Below are 17,167 nucleotides of genomic sequence, written 5' to 3'. Positions count from 1 at the left end.
ACCTTAGCCGAGGCTTTTCAACGCATGGATGACTCCGCGCAGCTCCGCCAGCCCCTTGAGGCGACCAACATAGGAGTACCCCGGCTTGGCCGAGCCCACTTGCAGCTCGTCTGCCATCAGATGACCGTGGTCCGGGCGCATGGGAATCTCACAACCATCGCCGGTTCCGCGACGACGCCCCTCCTCCTCAAGAAGCGCCCGGATCAGGCCGACCATGTCGTTGTCACCATTCAGGTGGTCGGACTCGTAAAACGAGCCGTCGGGTTCGCGGATGACATTGCGCAGATGCACAAAGTAAATGCGCTCAGCAAATTCACGGGTCATCGAAACCAGGTCATTATCGGCGCGCGCGCCGAAGGATCCTGCACACATGGTCAAGCCGTTGGACGGGCTTGGGTAGGCACCAAGTAGAGCACGCGCATCCTCTGCGGTAGATACGACGCGCGGCAAGCCGAACAGGGAAAAGGGCGGGTCATCCGGGTGGATACACATTTTCACACCGACGGACTCCGCCGCGGGTATGATTTCCTGCAGAAACAGGAACAGGTTTTCACGAAACCGGTCGGTACCCAGTGCATTAAATAACTGTATGGACTCGCGGATACTGTCGCGATCGTGGGAACCCTCCCCACCGGGCAGTCCGGCAATAATATTGCGCTCGAGCTGTGCCAGTTCATCGCCGTTCATTTGCTGCAGATAGTTCTCTGCACGCGCGAGAACATCTGCGGGGTAGTCCCCTTCCGCACCGGGTCGTTTGAGTACGTGAATATCGTAGGCGGCAAAGTCGGCCATCTCAAAGCGCAGGGCCTGACTGCCATTCGGCAGGGTGTAATTCAGGTTGGTGCGGGTCCAGTCCACTACCGGCATAAAGTTGTAGCAGATGGTGGTGACACCGGCCTTGCCCGCATTGATCACCGACTGCCGGTAGTTCTCAATCATCCGCTCAAAATCGCCGGTGCGCGCTTTTATATCATTGTGCACTGGAATACTTTCAATCACTGACCAGCTGAGCCCCTCGGCCTCGATCATGGACTTGCGCTGCTGAATGGCGTCTTCCGGCCACAGCTCACCCGCCGGGATCTCGTGCAGTGCACTCACGATCCCCGTCGCTCCCGCCTGGGCAATATGCCGCAGGGTGATTCCGTCATCTGGTCCAAACCAGCGCCATGTCTCTTGCATCGGACTATTCCTATTCATTCCTCTTTCAGGGTCTTGTCATCGCGAGCCTCGGCTCAAGCGGCAGATCGCGATCGATGATTGAACGCGCAACTGGTAAGACCACCGGACCAATTAAACTCAGTTTTAGGTGAAATGACAAGTGATAGGGGTCAGAAAGCCGCTATTCCTCTAGCAACCCGGGCCAAGTGTTTATTTTTCGAGCATTAAATGGCCAGAGTGAGGGAATATGGCGCCAGATCTGGGTGATTTATTGCGTTTTAGACAAAAAGCCTAGTGGCATGATTGTAAGGCCAGATAAAGCTCCCTAAATTTTGTCAGTCGACTCGGTAGGTTCTGAGTCGACGGGGAGCGGCCGCGCAGTGGTGGTTTTGGCTGCCGCTTCTTTCCAAACCTGGCGTAGCCACCCGATGGCAACATGCCAGCCACCCAATCCTGGAATATTCCGGAGATAATAATGAATAACGAAATAGCGATCGCAAAACAGCGAAGATTGAGAAAGTATGCCCGCATCGGTGCGGTGTATCTGGCACCCCTGTCGCTATCACTGGCGATGGCCAGTGCCCCACTGCAGGCTGCCCCCGGCTATCGCGGCGGCCAACCACTACCCAGCAGTTTCAGTCAGACGATCAATGCCGCCAGCCACGGTGTGATTGCCAGTGACGGAATAGATGATAGCGCCGCACTGCAAAACATCATCGATACCATGATCCCTCTTGGGAACTCACCATCCAACCGCATCGCAATCCAATTACCCGCCGGTGAAATACACCTGGACGATGAGGTACATGTGGATCGCTCGGGCGTGGTGATTCTCGGCGCCGGCAATTCCCCGAGCAGCGGCACCAAAATTACCGTGCGCAGCTGGCAACCTTACGGTGTCGACGCCAGTGGCGCGCCTGACTTTGACAAGAAGTACTGGCCGGGCTTCGGTGCCTTCCGCGCGGAAACCCGCATCAAGCACGCCAACGAACCCGCCTATGAGGGCAGTGTCAATTTTCACTGGAAACACGGCATCGAGTTTGACCAGGCTGCATCCCTCGGTGACACAGTGCTCCACCTGGAAGCCAATGCTGCCAGCAAGTTTTCAGTAGGCGATCTGATCTACGTGGGTGCTGCCACCGATACCGCCTTCCTGGATCTGGGCGAGGTACCCAGCAGCAAGCGCTCGAAATCGCACCTGCAAACCGGGCATATGCGCACACAGATCTTTACCGTCACGGCACGCAATACCAGCAACGATACCGTCACGCTCAACGCGCCGCTGGAATTCGATATACCGATTAATAACAGCAGCGGTTACAAGAGCCGGGTTATGCCGGTCACCGCAGTACAGGATGTGGGCTTCCGCGATTTTTACCTGCAGATGTCCACCACGGGTACCAATTGTGCGGGTTACAACGGCAACGATTACTCCACGTCCAACCCCTCTGGCGTCGGGCACAAGTATGTCAATCTGTGCCCGGAGGACGCCATCCACGGCATTATTTTCAAGTGGGCGACCGATGGCTGGGTGGATAACGTACGCATCGAGATGATGGGCTCCCACCCACTAGTGACCGAGTTCGCCCGCCATATGACATTCAAGAACAACCATTTCCACGGTTCCTGGAACAAGGGTGCTGGGGGCAACGGTTATGTGCGCGGCTCAAAACTCTACGACAGCCTGATCCAGGGCAATACGCTGGAGCGACTGCGCCATCTCACATTGCAGTGGTCCGCCACCGGCAATATCGTGGAGAACAATACCCTCGACTGCGATATCAACCTGCACGGCGGCTGGGAGCGCAACAACCTGATTCGCAACAATACCGTCGCCGTCCCCTTTGAGCATAGAAACTGGGCCAATGGCGCGCCGGACAGCGGTACCTGGCAGCCTGTCTGGTACGGTTCGGGCGATCACGCAAGTGACTGGTCCGGCCCCACCGGCCCAAACAATGTGTTTCTTAACAACAGTTTTTCCAAGGGGGTCAGTGCCGGCTCCAGCATTGTTCCCTGGGGGCTGTTTGACGATGCCGGGGTGAGTTATGCCTTTGCCTGGGATGGTAACCAGTACAAGCACCTGAATATCAGCGGTACACCGATTGCCAGCTGGAACCAGGACAACGCCGAACTGGTCGCCCAGCAGATGCCCCTGTCAGGGGTCTATACCAGCAGCAGCTCAGGAGGGGGCTCGTCGAGCAGCTCTTCCAGCAGTTCTTCTGGTGGCTCAAGCAGCTCGAGCAGCAGCTCCAGTGGCGGCGGCGGCAGCTGTAGCACGATCATCACAATTCCCTGGGATCAGCGCACCGAAGTGACACTACAGGCCGGGGCCTGCGTACAGTTCGATCGCGACCTGAGCGGAGAGAGCCTGCAGGTATGGGACAGCGATGCCAACCCAAGCTGTGATTTTCGCGGCACCATCACATCCGTGGATGGTAGCGGCTCGCTGGCCGTTTCCTCGAACTACGCCTCTTCCAATGGTTTTTCGGGAACGACCCTAAAATACCAGCCCAATAATGGCTGTTACTACGTGAAAACCCGCGCCTATTGATCTGTCACAGGCGGCACCGAGTGCCGCCTTGCCACAAAAAAGCCCCACCTGGGTGGGGCAAATTGCGTGGATGGAGAGAGAAAAGAAGGATCGTTAGTGCGTCACCCCAGATCACCCAGCTGCAGGTGATCCATATCGTCGAACTGCTGGTTCTCCCCGCCCATGGCCCAGACAAAACTGTAATTACAGCTGCCCGCACCGCTGTGAATGGACCAGTGCGGTGAAGCGATCGCCGTTTTGGGTGCCAGTGGCAGCGCGCGGGTTTCGTGGGGCTGCCCCATAAAATGGAAGACCCGCTCTTCTTTGGGGAAATCGAAGTACAGGTACACCTCGGTGCGACGGCGGTGGGTGTGCGGCGGCTTGGTGTTCCACACACTGCCGTTGGCGAGACGGGTAATACCCATCACCAGCTGGCAACTATCCACAACGCCCGGGCAGATGGACTGGCAGATGACCCGCTCATTGCTGCCGTCGATGCTGCCGAGCTCGACCCGGTTGGCCTTGTCCAAGGGAATATGCACGGTTTCCGTCACCCGGTGCGCCGGGTAGCTGACCAGATAGAACTCCGCCGGTACGGCATCATCGGCGCTGGTGAAGGTCACCGCTTTGCTGCCCCGGGCCACATAGAGGCTGTCGAACTTTTCCATCGGAAATTCTTTACCATCCACCGCAACGGCACCGGCTCCGCCGATATTCACCACCCCCAGTTCACGGCGCTCACAGAAGTAGTCACTGGCCAGTTCTTTGTGGGTCGGTAGCGACAGTGGCTGGTGGCGCAAGGGCACCGCCGCACCGACGACAGCGCGATCCACGTCGGTATAGGTGAGATTAAGCGCGCCGGATTCAAACAGCGATTCCATACAGAAAGACTCGCGCAACTCGGCGTTGGTCATACGCTGGTAGCGCACGCTGTCGGCACTATGCAAAAAATTCATCTTGGCTCCTCAAAATATGGCCATCTACATCTAATTGAAATTCTTAACCGGGAAGTGCGGTTATTCGCTGGCCTGGACAAACGCTGCATCTTCACCAAGTGCTGCCGACGTTTGCTCCAGGTAGGCAATAAACTGTTCGCGTGTCTGGATATCGTCATCGCGCCAGACCGCGGCAAACTGGTAGCGTGCCCGATCGCCGCCTTTTAGCAGTACCAGGTGATTGTGCGCATCGTCAGTAATGTTCTGGAGATCAGCATTGCGAAAAAAGATCGCCATTCCCAGGTTGTCATTCGCCAGGCTCTGTTCTCCCCAGGTGGCCAGATACCCCCACTGCTGATTGGTGTCCGTGGATACCAGCGGCTCAAGGCCGTGGCGCACGATGCCCGTGGCCCAGGTTTCTACCGGCGCCTCGCTTTGCGCCAGCACCTGGGTCAGGCGCGAGCCGGGCGCAATACTCAGGGTCATCTCCAGGTCTCGCTCGGTATCCGCCGCTATCCAACCGCGGTAGTGCAGGTGCACGCCCGAGGCTGTGGCCTCGTTGAACACATCGAGGGACGCACCTGCAAACTGCCGCACACCCTCAAGCTTGCCTTCGTGCCACAGGCCTACACCGCCAATGCCCAGTGAAGGGCCCACTTTGAGCACATCCATGCCCCAGTCCGCTAACGCGTGATAGTCGGTGCCATCCTGCCCCACCTGTGGCAACACCAGCTGCGGTTTTGTTTTGCCGAAAATATCGATCGCGGCGCGCTCGTCAAAATACAGGCGATAGGCCACCTGCTCGGATTCCCAACCCGGCCCTTCGTATTTGAACAGGCGATTGCCAATCTGGTGATCCGACGGCAACTGCATCGTGGTTACCGGTACATACTCGCCACCACTGAGCTTGCCATCCTCGCCAAGTGTGCCGCCCTTGCGCACCGCCAGCTCCGCGTAGGTACCGCGGACGGCCTCGGTCGCCGGTGCGCGCTCGGTCGTTTTTGCCGGCACCTGCACCTTATCTTCGACTGCAGCGATTTCGCTTTTTTCCCCGCAACCACTGAGCGCAAGCACCAGCAGGCTGGCAGCACTGACCGCCACTGCCATCGATCTCTGTGTAAAACCTGGCATGTTCAAATCCCCACCTAGACTTTATGGTAAGGCCAACATACACTACTGCAACTGGTATTACCACATGACCAATAAGGTGAGCCCGCGTTCATAGCCTCTCCTGGGTCAGACGCATCTGATACGATCGTGCCAAATACCGGCAAACCGGATAACAGAAATAAAGGTTGCACCATGACTGTAAATCGAAGCCTGCACCTCGGGCTGGGACTGCTGATCGGCGGTCTCTGCACCAGTATCCATACAACTGCGAACGCGTTTGCCAGCGCCAGCGCTGCCGCACAGGCAGAGTACTGGCCGGAGCCGGTTGCGTGGCAGGCACCGGCCGCGGAAATACCGGCCTATGTCGAGAAACTCTCGCCAGAACTGAGCGAAGCGGCCATCACCGCTGCCGCCAACCGCGTGGCCGATTGGCAACTGAGCCAGTACGACCTGCGCAGCAACATGATGCGCCCAGAGGGGCGCGCGAGCGGTATTCCCCAGGGCTGGATGTACGCCACCTGGCAAATCGGCCTGTTGGAATGGGCCAAGGTCAGCAAGCAGCTGCCGTACGAGCAGGCGGTCATCAACAACTCCGCCGTCAATCAGTGGCAACTGGGCCCGCGGGTGCACCATGCCGACGACCACGCCATGGGTGCGGTTTACCTGGACCTGTACGAGCGCATGGGCGGTGAGGAAAAAATCGCGCACCTGAAACAGCAATTCGACCGGGTACTGGCGGATCAGCCGGAAACCAGCCTCTACTTCGACAACGACGACAAGTTCCACCAGGACCTGGCCCATCGCAATTTTGACGATCCCGCGTGTACTGTGCGCTGGTGCTGGGCCGATGCCATCTTTATGGCACCACCGGTATGGGCGGAGCTGGCCCGCATTACCGGCTCGCAGAAATACCTCGACTTTATGGACAAGGAGTTCTGGGTCACTACCGATTACCTCTACAGCAAAGACGAACAGCTTTATCTGCGTGACAGCCGCTACTTCGAGCGCAAAGACAGCAAGGGCCGCCTGATTTACTGGGGCCGCGGCAACGGCTGGGTGCTCGCCGGTATCGCCCGCACCTTGAAGGCCATGCCCGATCACTTTGCCGGCAAAGAGCGCTACCAGACCCTGTTCCAGGAAATGAGCGCGCGGCTGGTGGACCTGCAGCAGAAAGACGGCAGCTGGCCATCCTCCCTGCTGGAAATTGAAGAGCAGTCACCACCGGAGTCCAGCGGTACCGCACTGCTGGTGTACGCGCTGGCCTGGGGTGTGAACAGCGGCCTGCTGGCCGACGAGAAGTACACCAAAGCCGTTCAAAAGGGGTGGGCCTCGCTGGTGGATAGTATCCAGCCCAACGGCAAGCTCGGCTGGGTCCAGCAGGTGGCCTACGCGCCCGGCTCCGCCACCGCCGATGACACCCAGCTGTATGGCACCGGCGCTCTGCTGCTGGCCGCCTCACAGGTGGTTCAGCTCGAACAAACCGGCGAGTAAGTAACTACTACTAGGAGTACCCCAGGCATGAGCGACTTTCTGCAACAACAGTTTGGCCTCGACGGCAAAGTGGCCATGGTCACCGGCGCCAGCCGCGGCCTCGGCAAGGCGATGGCGATGGCACTGGGCCGCGCCGGTGCCCGCACCATTCTTGTGGGTTCCAGCCCAACCAGTGCCGCAGCGGCGGCAAAAGAAATGACCGAAGCGGGACTGGATGCGATCGCCCTCGGCTGCGACCAGTCGCAGCCGCAACAGATCGACGCCCTGTTCCAGGAAGTGACCGTCCGCTATGGTCGGCTCGACATTCTGGTGAACAATGCGGGCACCATACGCCGTGCGCCGGCGGTGGATTATTCCGATGACGACTGGAACGCGGTGATGGATACCAACATCAACGGCGTGTTCAGAATGTGTCGCGCAGCCGGCGCCCTGATGTTGAAACAGGGCGCAGGCAAGATCATCAATATTGCCTCGCTGCTCAGCTTCTCCGGTGGTATTACCGTACCCGCCTACGCCGCCAGCAAGGGCGCGGTATCACAGCTCACCAAGGCGCTGGCCAACGAGTGGGCCGCGAGCAATATCCAGGTCAACGCCATTGCCCCGGGCTATTTCGCCACCGACAACACCGCTAACCTGCGCGCGGATGCCGAGCGCAATGCGGCGATCAGCGCGCGCATTCCCGCGGGACGCTGGGGCAACCCGGAAGATCTGGCCGGCGCCGCGGTGTTTCTCGCTTCCCCTGCCGCAAACTACATGAATGGCCACATCATGCTGGTGGATGGCGGCTGGATGGCACGCTGACACTCAAGTGATAACGGGCCCATAGAGGCCCGCGCCTACGGCGCCCCCGCAAAAAGTAAAATTCTCTAGCGAGTATGAGAGCACGCGATGAAAATCCATTTTGGCAGGGGCGTTTTCTCCCTGCACCTTCTCCGGTACAAGGACCTATCTCGATTCAGCCAGCTCGGCCGACTGCTGCTCTGCGCCTGTGTAACTGCCCTGATCGCCGGCTGTAATGCCGAAGCCGGCGCGGACCTGGATGCCCAGCAACCGTGGGAAGTCCGAAACTTCAACAGTGACTGGTTCTACCTGCCGGACGAGATCGCACACAACGGTGACCGCAACCTGCCTGCCTTCCCCGGTGCCGACAGCCCAGCCTGGGAAAAAGTCACCCTGCCCCACACCTGGAATGCGACCGACACGGTAGATGCCACACCGGGCTACCGACGCGCCGCCAGCTGGTACGCCAAGACCTTTACCGCCGATGCCGGCAGCCGTTACCGGATGCATTTTGAATCCGCCAACATGGTGGCGGAAGTGTTCGTCAACGGCCAAAAGGTCGGGGAACATGTGGGCGGCTATGTCGGCTTCGATGTGGAGCTAACAGAGGCACTCAAGCGCAACAGCACCAACGAAGTACTGGTGCGGGTTTCCAACGAGTACGACCGCAACCTGATCCCATCGCAAAAGGCCGACTTCTTTCTGTTCGGTGGGCTGACCCGGGATGTCTGGCTGCAACGCCTGCCGGAGACCTTTATCCAGCGCGTTGCCGTGTCCACACCGCAGGTCAGTCACACAGCCGCGCAGACACAGGTAAGCGTGTCGCTGGACCGCGGCAACGCCAGTGCGCCCCTCACCCTCGATGTGCGCCTGCTGGATGGAGACAAACAGGAGATCCAGCGCACCAGTACCGAGATCAGCGCCAGCTCCAGCGACGACGCCCCCGTCCACATTGACCTGGCGCAACTGGACAACCCACAGCTCTGGTCACCGGATACACCGCACCTCTATGCGGTGGAAGTCACCCTGAAAGATGCCGCAGGCCAAATTCTGCACCAGAAAAATGAAGCCTTCGGCTATCGCTGGTTTGAGATGCGCCCCAACCAGGGCTTCTTCGTCAACGGCGAGCAGGTACTGATTCGCGGTACCCACCGCCATGAGGAACACGCCGGCATCGGCCCCGCCATGTCCAACGCCCTGCACCGCAACGACATGCAGCAGATCAAGGATATGGGGGCCAACTTCGTGCGCCTGGCGCACTATCCGCAGGATCCGGAAGTCTACCGCGCGGCCAATGAGCTGGGCCTGATTGTCTGGGACGAGCTGCCCTGGTGTCGCGGCGGCAAAGGGGGTGAAGTGTGGGAAGCCAACACCGAGCGGCTGCTGCGGGAACAGATTGCCCAGAACTACAACCACCCCAGCATTGCCTTCTGGTCCCTGGGCAACGAGATGTACTGGGAAGAGGACTTTGCCGGTGGCGGTGCCGATGAAGAAGTACTGCCCTACCTCAAGCACCTGAACCGTGTCGCGAAGGAACTGGACCCCAGCCGCATGACCACCATCCGCAAGTACTACCCCGGCGCGGATGTGGTGGATGCGTTTTCCCCGTCTATCTGGGCGGGCTGGTATGGCGGCGCCTACGGTCAGTACGCCGCGGCGCTGGAAGACGCCATGGGTAAATACCCCACGTTCCTGCATATGGAGTACGGCGGCTCCGGGCACAAGGGGCGGCATACGGAAACCCCACTGGACGAGCGGGGTATTCCGGACGCCCAGGTCTCGGTCACCGAGGCGATGAACCAGGCGGTCGTCAAAAGTATCGCCAAGGACACCGACTGGAACGAGAGCTACATCGTTAATCTGTTCGACTGGCATTTGTCCGTCAGTGAAAGCACGGAGAACTTTGCCGGCAACGCCCAGTGGGCCTTCAAGGATTTCGGCACGCCCCTGCGCCCGGAAAACCCCTTGCCCTACATCAACCAGAAAGGTCTCACCGACCGCGCTGGCAACCCCAAAGACGCCTACTACGTGTTTGCCAGCTACTGGGCCAAGCAGCCGTTCTGCTACATCGAGTCCCACAGCTGGACCGTGCGCTACGGCCCCAAAGCCGGTCGCCCGGTAAAGGTATATTGCAATACCGACTCGGCAGAGCTGTTCCTGAACGGCGACAGCCTCGGCAGCAAGACCCGCCGCCCCGGCCAATTCCCCGCCCACGGGCTGGTGTGGCAGGTACCGTTCCGGGAAGGTGAGAACCAGCTGCGGGTTGTGGGCAAGAACCGCGCAGACGGGCAGTCGGTGGAAGATGGCTACCGCCTCACCTACTACGTCGGCGAGCCGGCGAAGACCGAGCAGGTTGTACTCACCGCCAGCCGCACCGGTAATGACACCTTCCTGATTACCGCCGAAGCCCAGGACAAACAAGGCCGTCGCGCCACCGAGTTCAGCGATCGCGGCTATTTCTCGGTATTAAACGGGGGCGGCCAGCTGCAGGAAAACCAGGGCACCTACACCGGCTCATCGACTATCGAAATGGCCAACGGCATGGCCGCGATCGAGTTCATTCCGGGAGCGCGGCCCGCGGTAGTAGAGTTCCGCACCCAGAATATCAAGGGTGTGTATATCGACCTGCCTGCGGCCGGCGATCACTGACGGCATCGCTTGTTATGCCCGGCCTGGCAGGCATCACTTGCCAGGCCGTCTTCTCCGCCCCCCCTCTCCAGTCCTCTGTTACCCCCGGCTGTTACCGGTATTGGTCCCCGATTAACCGCCCGGCTGGCGCCTTTTGCATCAAAATCGATAAAAGTCTTCCAAAAATCGAATGGATAGATGGTAAGGCCACTTGACTGCCTGTGAATTTTGCATGACCATCCCCTAGCCTGTCCAAGTAGTAGCGATGAATAGGTACTGACTGAGATGCCCGTCAGCAAACGATGAAAATAAAAACGGACCTTTGAGGGGACTGAGCATGACAACCAATCGATTTTTTCAGGTGAGCCCGAGATTCACCAAAACCCTGCTGAGCACAGTGATCGCGCTGGCCGCAGCCCCGGCACTGGCGCAAGAAGATACCCTGGAAGAGGTGGTGGTAACCGCCCAGTTCCAGCGCAACCTGGACAACGCGCTCGATACCAAGCGCAACGCCTCCACCATTGTGGACGGCATTTCCGCCGACGATATCGGCACCCTGCCGGCACTGGACATGGGTGAAGCGCTGCAGGCCGTTGCCGGTGTACAGCTGAACCGCGAAGGCGAGCGCCGCGAATCCAGTATCAACCTGCGCGGTATGCCCTCCGGTTTTGTACAGACCACCGCGAACGGACAGACGTTTGCCAGCCCGGCGCGTAGCACCAAAGCCTTCGGCGCACCCAACCCCTTCGGCGCGTTTGATCCGGCCGTGTTCAACGGTACCAACGTGATCAAGACCCAGACCGCCGCCATGCAGGAAGGCGGCATCGCCGGTACCGTGGATCTGGTACTGCCCCGCGCACTGGATAAAGACGACGGCAAACTGAGCCTGTCCGTGGCCGGGCGCAGCGAGCAACTGGCCGATGCACTGGACAGCGAGATGGTACTGTCCGGCTCCAAACACCTGATCAGCGACCAGCTCGCCGTAACCGCCACCCTGGCCACCTCCGAGCAGACCTTCCGTCGCGATACGGTCAAGATCAATCGCTACGACAATATCCCCACCAACGGCAACTTCGTCGGTGCCAACGGTGAAGACTTCGCCACCTGGGCCGCAGACAACAACCTGCCGGACAATGCCGTGGTGAAGATGCCCGGGGAACTGCGCCAGGGTTCGGAACTGAACGAAGGTTCGCGCACCTCCTTCTCTGGCGGTATCGAGTTCCAGGCCAACGACAACCTCAAGCTCGGCCTGAATGTGCTGTATACCGAGCGCGATATGAATGAGAACGGCCAGCAGGAGCTGGACCTGCGCACCCGCAGCGGCGGCACCATCATCACCCCCAACAGCGCCCCGCGGAATACCGGCTCCGTCGACAGCAACGGCAACCCGATTTACACCGTGTCCGATATCTCCTTTGCGGAAGTGGACTACCGCAATACATCGCGTATCTGGGATACCTATGAGCAATCCCAGGCGGTACTGATGGATGCGGAGTGGGCCAATGATGACTGGACCGTGGACGGCCTGGTGTCGCTGTCATCTGCCGAGAACACCTGGAGCGAGCTGTTCTACACGCCCATCTTCCAGGCGGGCTCCAGCGGCATCTCCGGTCGCCTGTACACCGGTGAGGGCGACGTCGGTAACTTCGTGACCGAATTCGACGGTCTGGAAAACGTCAATCTTGACGGCGAGTGGCTGGTCAAGGACACCCTGAGCGGCTCCGGCGTCACCACCCTGGTCGACGATTCCAGTGTGCAGGCACTGATTACCGGGACCTACGAGACCCTGGAAACCGAAGCCAACGCCTTCGAGATCAACGCCAAGCGCGCGCTGGAACTGCCGGTGGTGTCGGCGGTGTCCTTTGGTTACCGCTTCTCCAGCCAGACCCAGGATTCCGACCGCCTGCGCAGCTCGCCCACCGGTATCGACCTGAATGGCATCCTGAATAATGCCGCCATCGGCAACCCGGCCTATGTCAGCCAGGGCAACTTCTTCGGCGGCGACGCCCCGGGCTTCGCCGGCGCGGGCGCTGGCTGGTTTGCACTGGATGTCGATGCCATCAACCGACTGGCGGCCGCCTCCATCGGCGATGTGGCACCGGACCCTGTCACCGGCGAGATTCCGGTACGCGTACCGACAACCGGCCTGATTGCCCGCGGCGGCCAGCAGAGCGCCGGTCTGATTTACGATGTAGAGCTGGATACTTCCGCGCTGTACCTGATGACCGACCTGGAGTTCACCGTTGCCGACATGCCGGTCTCCGGTAACGTGGGCGTGCGCTATGTCAATTCCGAGCAGACCGCATCTGCCCCCTACTACGCTTTCGGTGCCACTGACATCAACAATCCGGAGCAGCGCGACGTAGACAGCGACTACGATTTCCTACTGCCGAGCGTGAACCTGGCGATGGATCTGCGGGAAGACCTGATGCTGCGCCTCGGTTACGGCGAGTCCATTTCCCGCCCGAATGTGCGCGCAGCAACCCCGGCAACCACCATTTCCTCACGCCCCGGCGAGGTCAACATCAACCTGCCGGGTGCGGACGTGGAGCCTTTCTCCGCGCGCTCCTACGATATCTCCCTGGAGTGGTACAACCGCGAGGGCAGTGCGATCACGGTCGCCGCCTTCCAGAAGCAGATCGATAATTTCTTCACCGCGGTGGCCAGCTGTGACGCCGGCCTGCTGTCGAATTACGATGTGAATGTGGGCAGCCTGTCGGTGGACGGCGACAACTGTGTGACCAACGGTGTCGACGCCTACGATGTGATCGACGCGGACTACATCATGGCCGGCGACCAGGTCAGCATCAGCAAGATCCAGAATGTCGACGAGCAGATTGAAGTGCGCGGTTACGAAGTCTCTATCCAGCAGAACCTGAGCTTCCTGCCCTACCCCTGGAACGGCTTCGGCGGCATTGTGAACTACTCAAGCACCTCGCAGGACGCACCACTGGAAGCGCGTATCCCGGGTATTTCCGACGATACCTACAACGTGATCGGCTACTGGGAAGACGGCCCCTTCGGTATCCGCCTCGCCTACAACTACCGCAGCGAATATGAGCTGGAAAGCGTGGGCACCTTTAACGGGGAAGGAAACAAAAACGTGAAGGCGGCGGGACGACTGGACCTGTCGGCTTACTACAACGTCACCGACAACTTCTCCCTGTCGTTCAAAGGCTACAACCTTACCGAAGCGCTGTACGAGGAATACCAGGATACGGAATTCCAGCCTCGCGCCACCCACTTCGACGGTCGAATCTTTGTGTTGCAGGCGAAGTACAACTTCTTCTAACCATTCACGCCTGACCAATATTGGGGCCATTGCGGCCCCAATATTTTTTACCCCTCGATCTTCACAGAAAAGACTGCAGTCCATCACAATCTGAACCAGTGCGGAACTGCGGCGTGCGGAGTTTCATTATGCACAAAGTCCTACCCTGCCTTATTTTTCTGCTGACTCTTCCTCTAGCAGCTTTTTCCAAGCCCACAGAGCTCGCGCTGTATGATGCAGCCGCTCTGCAAGCGCTGAAACAGCAACCGAACCAGCCGCAAGAACCAGCTTTTGCGTTGCTGATCGAACGCGCCAATGCCGCCCTCGAGAGCCCGATCCGGTCTGTCACCCAGAAAAAGCGGCTGCCCGCCAGCGGCAATCCCCATGACTATTTCAGTATCGGCCCCTACTGGTGGCCCAACCCGGATACAGAAGACGGGCTTCCCTTTATTCGCAAAGACGGTGAGCGCAACTACGCAACCCTGGAACAGATCCCCGACAGCCAGCTACTGCGCGCTTTCGCACGGGATGTGAGCAACCTTGCCGTCGCCTACCACCTGACCGGCGATCGACGCTATGGCGAAACTGCGGTTCAACACCTGCATGCCTGGTTTATCCATCCGGCTACCCGCATGAACCCCAATTTCGAGCATGCGCAGGCGGTACCCGGCGTCGCCGATGGACGCGGTTTTGGCATTATCGAGGGCCGCTTCCTGATCCACATTCCGGATACGGTTCAACTGCTGGGAAATCTAATCGAAGAGAAAGACCGCGACAGCGTCATCCAGTGGTTTTCCGAGCTTAATCACTGGATGCTGACCAGTGAAAACGGCAAGGCGGAAAACCACTGGCACAACAACCACGGCACCTGGTTCGATGCCCAGGTTGTTGCCTTCGCACTGTTTGTCGGAGATCTGGATACCGCGCGCGCCCAGCTACAGGTAACCCGCGAGCGGAGGATTGCCCAGCACTTTGACACAGCGGGCAAGCAACCGGCGGAATTCGAGCGCACCCGTCCCTGGCACTATGCCAATTTCAACCTGGAGGCCTATAACCTGCTGGGACAATTTGGCCGGCAGCTCGGCGTGGATATCTGGGGGTATGAAAATGACGATATCAGCTTACGTCGTGGATACGCCCTGATTGCAAACTATCTGCTGGAGCCTGAGGGCTGGCCGTTCAAGGAACTGTATGGCATGGATATCAAAGCCGCACATGCCACCATGTACTACGCACAGAATGCCTACGGCGATGCCATTTTCAGCCGGGCACTGGAGAAAATCCATCGCGACAGAGGTGAAACCATCGTCGAAACCGATCCGCGGTTATGGCCAATCCAGTAATCCCCCCAAAAAAATCAGGCCAATCATTGATTGGCCTGCTTGTTCCTGAAACCGCTTATTGGGCGGGAGTCTTCGCGCTGACAGACGCTGTGTTCGAGAGGCGCCTTGATAGCTGCAGCTGATAGAGCGATGGCTGATCACGGATCACCTGGTTTACCGCATCAATATCGGCGTTGGGACCGTAATCAATCGCTATCTTTCGGTTCCCATGCACACCATAAATATTCGCCTTGGGCCCATCCGATACGCCATCCAGAGTAATCATCGCTTTCTCTTCCGGCACGCCGGAAAGAATTAGCCTGATATTCCAGAAAGTATTGTCCGCGCCGTGCGTCGGTTTCCAGTAGCCGGCGCCACCGCCCTTGAAGGCTGGATATTTGCGCTCGCTCAGCTCCTGTTCGTTTAACTCCGCATACATCGCGATATTGTCAAACAGGTTCTGGTGATTGGCCCCGGAGTGTTGATCCAGAATCGGACGCTGGTCGACGATACAGCCCGTATACACACTCTTGGTGGAGAACGTATTGAAGCTCAGTGGGTGGATCACCAGATTCTGCACGTGCAGGTTTTCCACCAGCACATTGTGCGTATCCCCCATGGCAACACTGTAGTGCGCCTTGTGCTCGCCGGATGTGGTCACATTACTGATGGTCAGGTTGGCAACTTCTTCCGTCAGGACGCCGCTGTCCGCATTGATGATGTCCACGTCTTGCACCCAGCCGTCGTATACCCGCGTCAGGTAGATAGCGTTAAAACCCTGCTCCACATGGTGCGCCACATACGCGGACTGCGGAAACTCGATGGCAAAACCTTCCAGGCCAACATTCTGCAGATACGCCTTCTCGGTGATTTCCGTGGTGAACCCCTGGATATCGAGCAACAGGGGGTCAGTAAGCTCGATTTTGTTGCCGTCGATGGCCGCAATCCTGGAGGCCTGTGATACCAGTGGCCGCGACGGGAATTCCCAGTGGTGACTGCCTATTTTGTCGATGCCCGGATACAGGGATTCGAGCAGTGCCGAATCGCGCCCGCTGCGGTTATACCAGTTCAGGTTGATGATCTGCCCCGCTTGCAGATGATCTGCGGATTTCACGGTCAGCCAACGCTCACCCTGCGTTCCCGCAAGTGGTAATGCTTTCACCGACGCCGGCGCGTCGTAATTGTCCAGATACGCCTTGACGCGCTCTCCGGGCTTGCGCGCCCAGATGTAGCCACCGGCCCAGGCGTACTGGGTAAATGGCAGGTCTATATTGTTGTGCTTCTCCCGCTGGCGCTTGTCCATCTCGGTCAGGTACTCACGGAGCTCGGCCAGTTCTGGCGGATCCGGCAGGAAACGCAGCGGCCGCGGAAAATACAGGCGGGTCTTCTGGTTACCCGCCCCCCGGAGCACCAGGTTGTCACGCTGCAGGTACAAAATTTCACTGACAATGAAGCGCCCGGCCGGTATTTCGATGGCAACCGCTCCTTCAACGGTATCCGCAGCCGCCAGAGCTGCGAGGAAGGCCCTGGAGTCATCCAGTCCGTCATCGGGTACCGCGCCAAAATCGGTAACGTCCAATGAAGCCTGGACTTCAACCCCCGGTGCTGTGGCGCCATTTCTGAAGCCAGCGTAGGAAAAATCGGGCAGGTCCTGCACAGGCAGGTCAGCCGCGCGCACGGCTTTTGCTACCTCCCTACTTTCCGCCATCGCCAGTGCCGACCCGCTGGCCCCACAGAACAATGCCGCAAGCGCCGCACATGCTATTGATTTTGTTACTTTTTCAGTCGCTTCCCAGGCGTGGTTCAAAGCGCAACCCCCGAATATTTGTCGCCACAACAGGCAGTGTAAGATGGTCATGCCACTTTACCATCAGCCTCTCATGATTCATACTGGCAGCGGCTATCACACCGCCACGGAAGAAGTGCTGATTTCCAGTGGCTG

At 59.0% G+C, this 17,167-nt stretch carries 10 protein-coding genes; 6 read left to right on the top strand and 4 right to left on the bottom strand.

Annotated elements, in window-relative coordinates; all coding sequences use genetic code 11:
• Positions 1-3: 3 nt before the first annotated feature.
• Positions 4-1,179, bottom strand: coding sequence for a mannonate dehydratase (gene uxuA, locus HUW35_RS08260; protein ID WP_181255103.1), 1,176 nt, complete (start codon positions 1,177-1,179; stop codon positions 4-6).
• A gap of 454 nt (positions 1,180-1,633) precedes the next feature.
• Here uxuA and HUW35_RS08255 point away from each other — a divergent pair, with 454 nt between their 5' ends.
• The gene (locus tag HUW35_RS08255; RefSeq protein ID WP_181255102.1) at positions 1,634-3,709 is read left to right on the top strand and encodes a right-handed parallel beta-helix repeat-containing protein; all 2,076 of its coding nucleotides are present in this window, start codon (positions 1,634-1,636) and stop codon (positions 3,707-3,709) included.
• A 101-nt stretch (positions 3,710-3,810) separates the two neighbouring features.
• On the opposite strand, the gene kduI is transcribed toward HUW35_RS08255, so the two are convergent.
• Together kduI and HUW35_RS08245 are read right to left on the bottom strand one after the other, a co-directional pair.
• Positions 3,811-4,644: a 5-dehydro-4-deoxy-D-glucuronate isomerase gene (gene kduI, locus HUW35_RS08250; RefSeq protein WP_181255101.1), complete on the bottom strand. Its 834-nt coding sequence runs from the start codon at positions 4,642-4,644 to the stop codon at positions 3,811-3,813.
• 60 nt (positions 4,645-4,704) lie between these two features.
• On the bottom strand, positions 4,705-5,754 hold the full coding sequence (locus tag HUW35_RS08245; RefSeq protein WP_181255100.1) for a DUF4861 family protein: 1,050 nt from the start codon (positions 5,752-5,754) through the stop codon (positions 4,705-4,707).
• A 171-nt stretch (positions 5,755-5,925) separates the two neighbouring features.
• Between HUW35_RS08245 and HUW35_RS08240 the strand changes: the two genes are divergently transcribed.
• From HUW35_RS08240 to HUW35_RS08220, 5 genes are all read left to right on the top strand, one after another.
• Complete coding sequence (locus tag HUW35_RS08240) at positions 5,926-7,224, top strand: glycoside hydrolase family 105 protein (RefSeq protein ID WP_181255099.1); 1,299 nt, start codon at positions 5,926-5,928, stop codon at positions 7,222-7,224.
• Between the two features lie 27 nt (positions 7,225-7,251).
• A complete protein-coding gene (locus HUW35_RS08235; RefSeq protein WP_219932669.1) occupies positions 7,252-8,025 on the top strand; it encodes a glucose 1-dehydrogenase in 774 nt (257 codons plus the stop codon).
• A gap of 87 nt (positions 8,026-8,112) precedes the next feature.
• The gene (locus HUW35_RS08230; protein ID WP_181255098.1) at positions 8,113-10,653 is read left to right on the top strand and encodes a glycoside hydrolase family 2 TIM barrel-domain containing protein; all 2,541 of its coding nucleotides are present in this window, start codon (positions 8,113-8,115) and stop codon (positions 10,651-10,653) included.
• Positions 10,654-10,969: 316 nt separating this feature from the next.
• A complete protein-coding gene (locus tag HUW35_RS08225) occupies positions 10,970-13,924 on the top strand; it encodes a TonB-dependent receptor (protein ID WP_181255097.1) in 2,955 nt (984 codons plus the stop codon).
• 128 nt (positions 13,925-14,052) lie between these two features.
• Positions 14,053-15,246 (top strand): alginate lyase family protein, encoded by a 1,194-nt coding sequence (locus HUW35_RS08220; RefSeq protein WP_181255096.1) that lies wholly within the window; start codon positions 14,053-14,055, stop codon positions 15,244-15,246.
• A gap of 55 nt (positions 15,247-15,301) precedes the next feature.
• On the opposite strand, the gene HUW35_RS08215 is transcribed toward HUW35_RS08220, so the two are convergent.
• Positions 15,302-16,933 carry a glycosyl hydrolase family 28-related protein gene (locus HUW35_RS08215; RefSeq protein WP_181255095.1) on the bottom strand — a complete coding sequence of 544 codons (1,632 nt, stop codon included), beginning with the start codon at positions 16,931-16,933 and terminating at the stop codon, positions 15,302-15,304.
• Between the last annotated feature and the right edge of the window lie 234 nt (positions 16,934-17,167).

It is taken from the genome of Microbulbifer sp. YPW1 (genome assembly GCF_013367775.1).
Classification (GTDB): domain Bacteria; phylum Pseudomonadota; class Gammaproteobacteria; order Pseudomonadales; family Cellvibrionaceae; genus Microbulbifer.
The sequence above is the reverse complement of the archived record's forward strand: the minus strand, read 5'-3'. Positions and strand labels throughout refer to the sequence as shown.

What these genes read in the sequence shown, in the direction of transcription:
- uxuA (WP_181255103.1), bottom strand. Translation starts at nt 1,179, where the DNA reads ATGCAAGAGACATGGCGCTGGTTTGGACCAGATGACGGAATCACCCTG.
- HUW35_RS08230 (WP_181255098.1), top strand. Translation starts at nt 8,113, where the DNA reads ATGAAAATCCATTTTGGCAGGGGCGTTTTCTCCCTGCACCTTCTCCGG.
- HUW35_RS08240 (WP_181255099.1), top strand. Translation starts at nt 5,926, where the DNA reads ATGACTGTAAATCGAAGCCTGCACCTCGGGCTGGGACTGCTGATCGGC.
- HUW35_RS08255 (WP_181255102.1), top strand. Translation starts at nt 1,634, where the DNA reads ATGAATAACGAAATAGCGATCGCAAAACAGCGAAGATTGAGAAAGTAT.
- HUW35_RS08225 (WP_181255097.1), top strand. Translation starts at nt 10,970, where the DNA reads ATGACAACCAATCGATTTTTTCAGGTGAGCCCGAGATTCACCAAAACC.
- HUW35_RS08215 (WP_181255095.1), bottom strand. Translation starts at nt 16,933, where the DNA reads ATGGCGGAAAGTAGGGAGGTAGCAAAAGCCGTGCGCGCGGCTGACCTG.
- HUW35_RS08220 (WP_181255096.1), top strand. Translation starts at nt 14,053, where the DNA reads ATGCACAAAGTCCTACCCTGCCTTATTTTTCTGCTGACTCTTCCTCTA.
- kduI (WP_181255101.1), bottom strand. Translation starts at nt 4,644, where the DNA reads ATGAATTTTTTGCATAGTGCCGACAGCGTGCGCTACCAGCGTATGACC.
- HUW35_RS08245 (WP_181255100.1), bottom strand. Translation starts at nt 5,754, where the DNA reads ATGCCAGGTTTTACACAGAGATCGATGGCAGTGGCGGTCAGTGCTGCC.
- HUW35_RS08235 (WP_219932669.1), top strand. Translation starts at nt 7,252, where the DNA reads ATGAGCGACTTTCTGCAACAACAGTTTGGCCTCGACGGCAAAGTGGCC.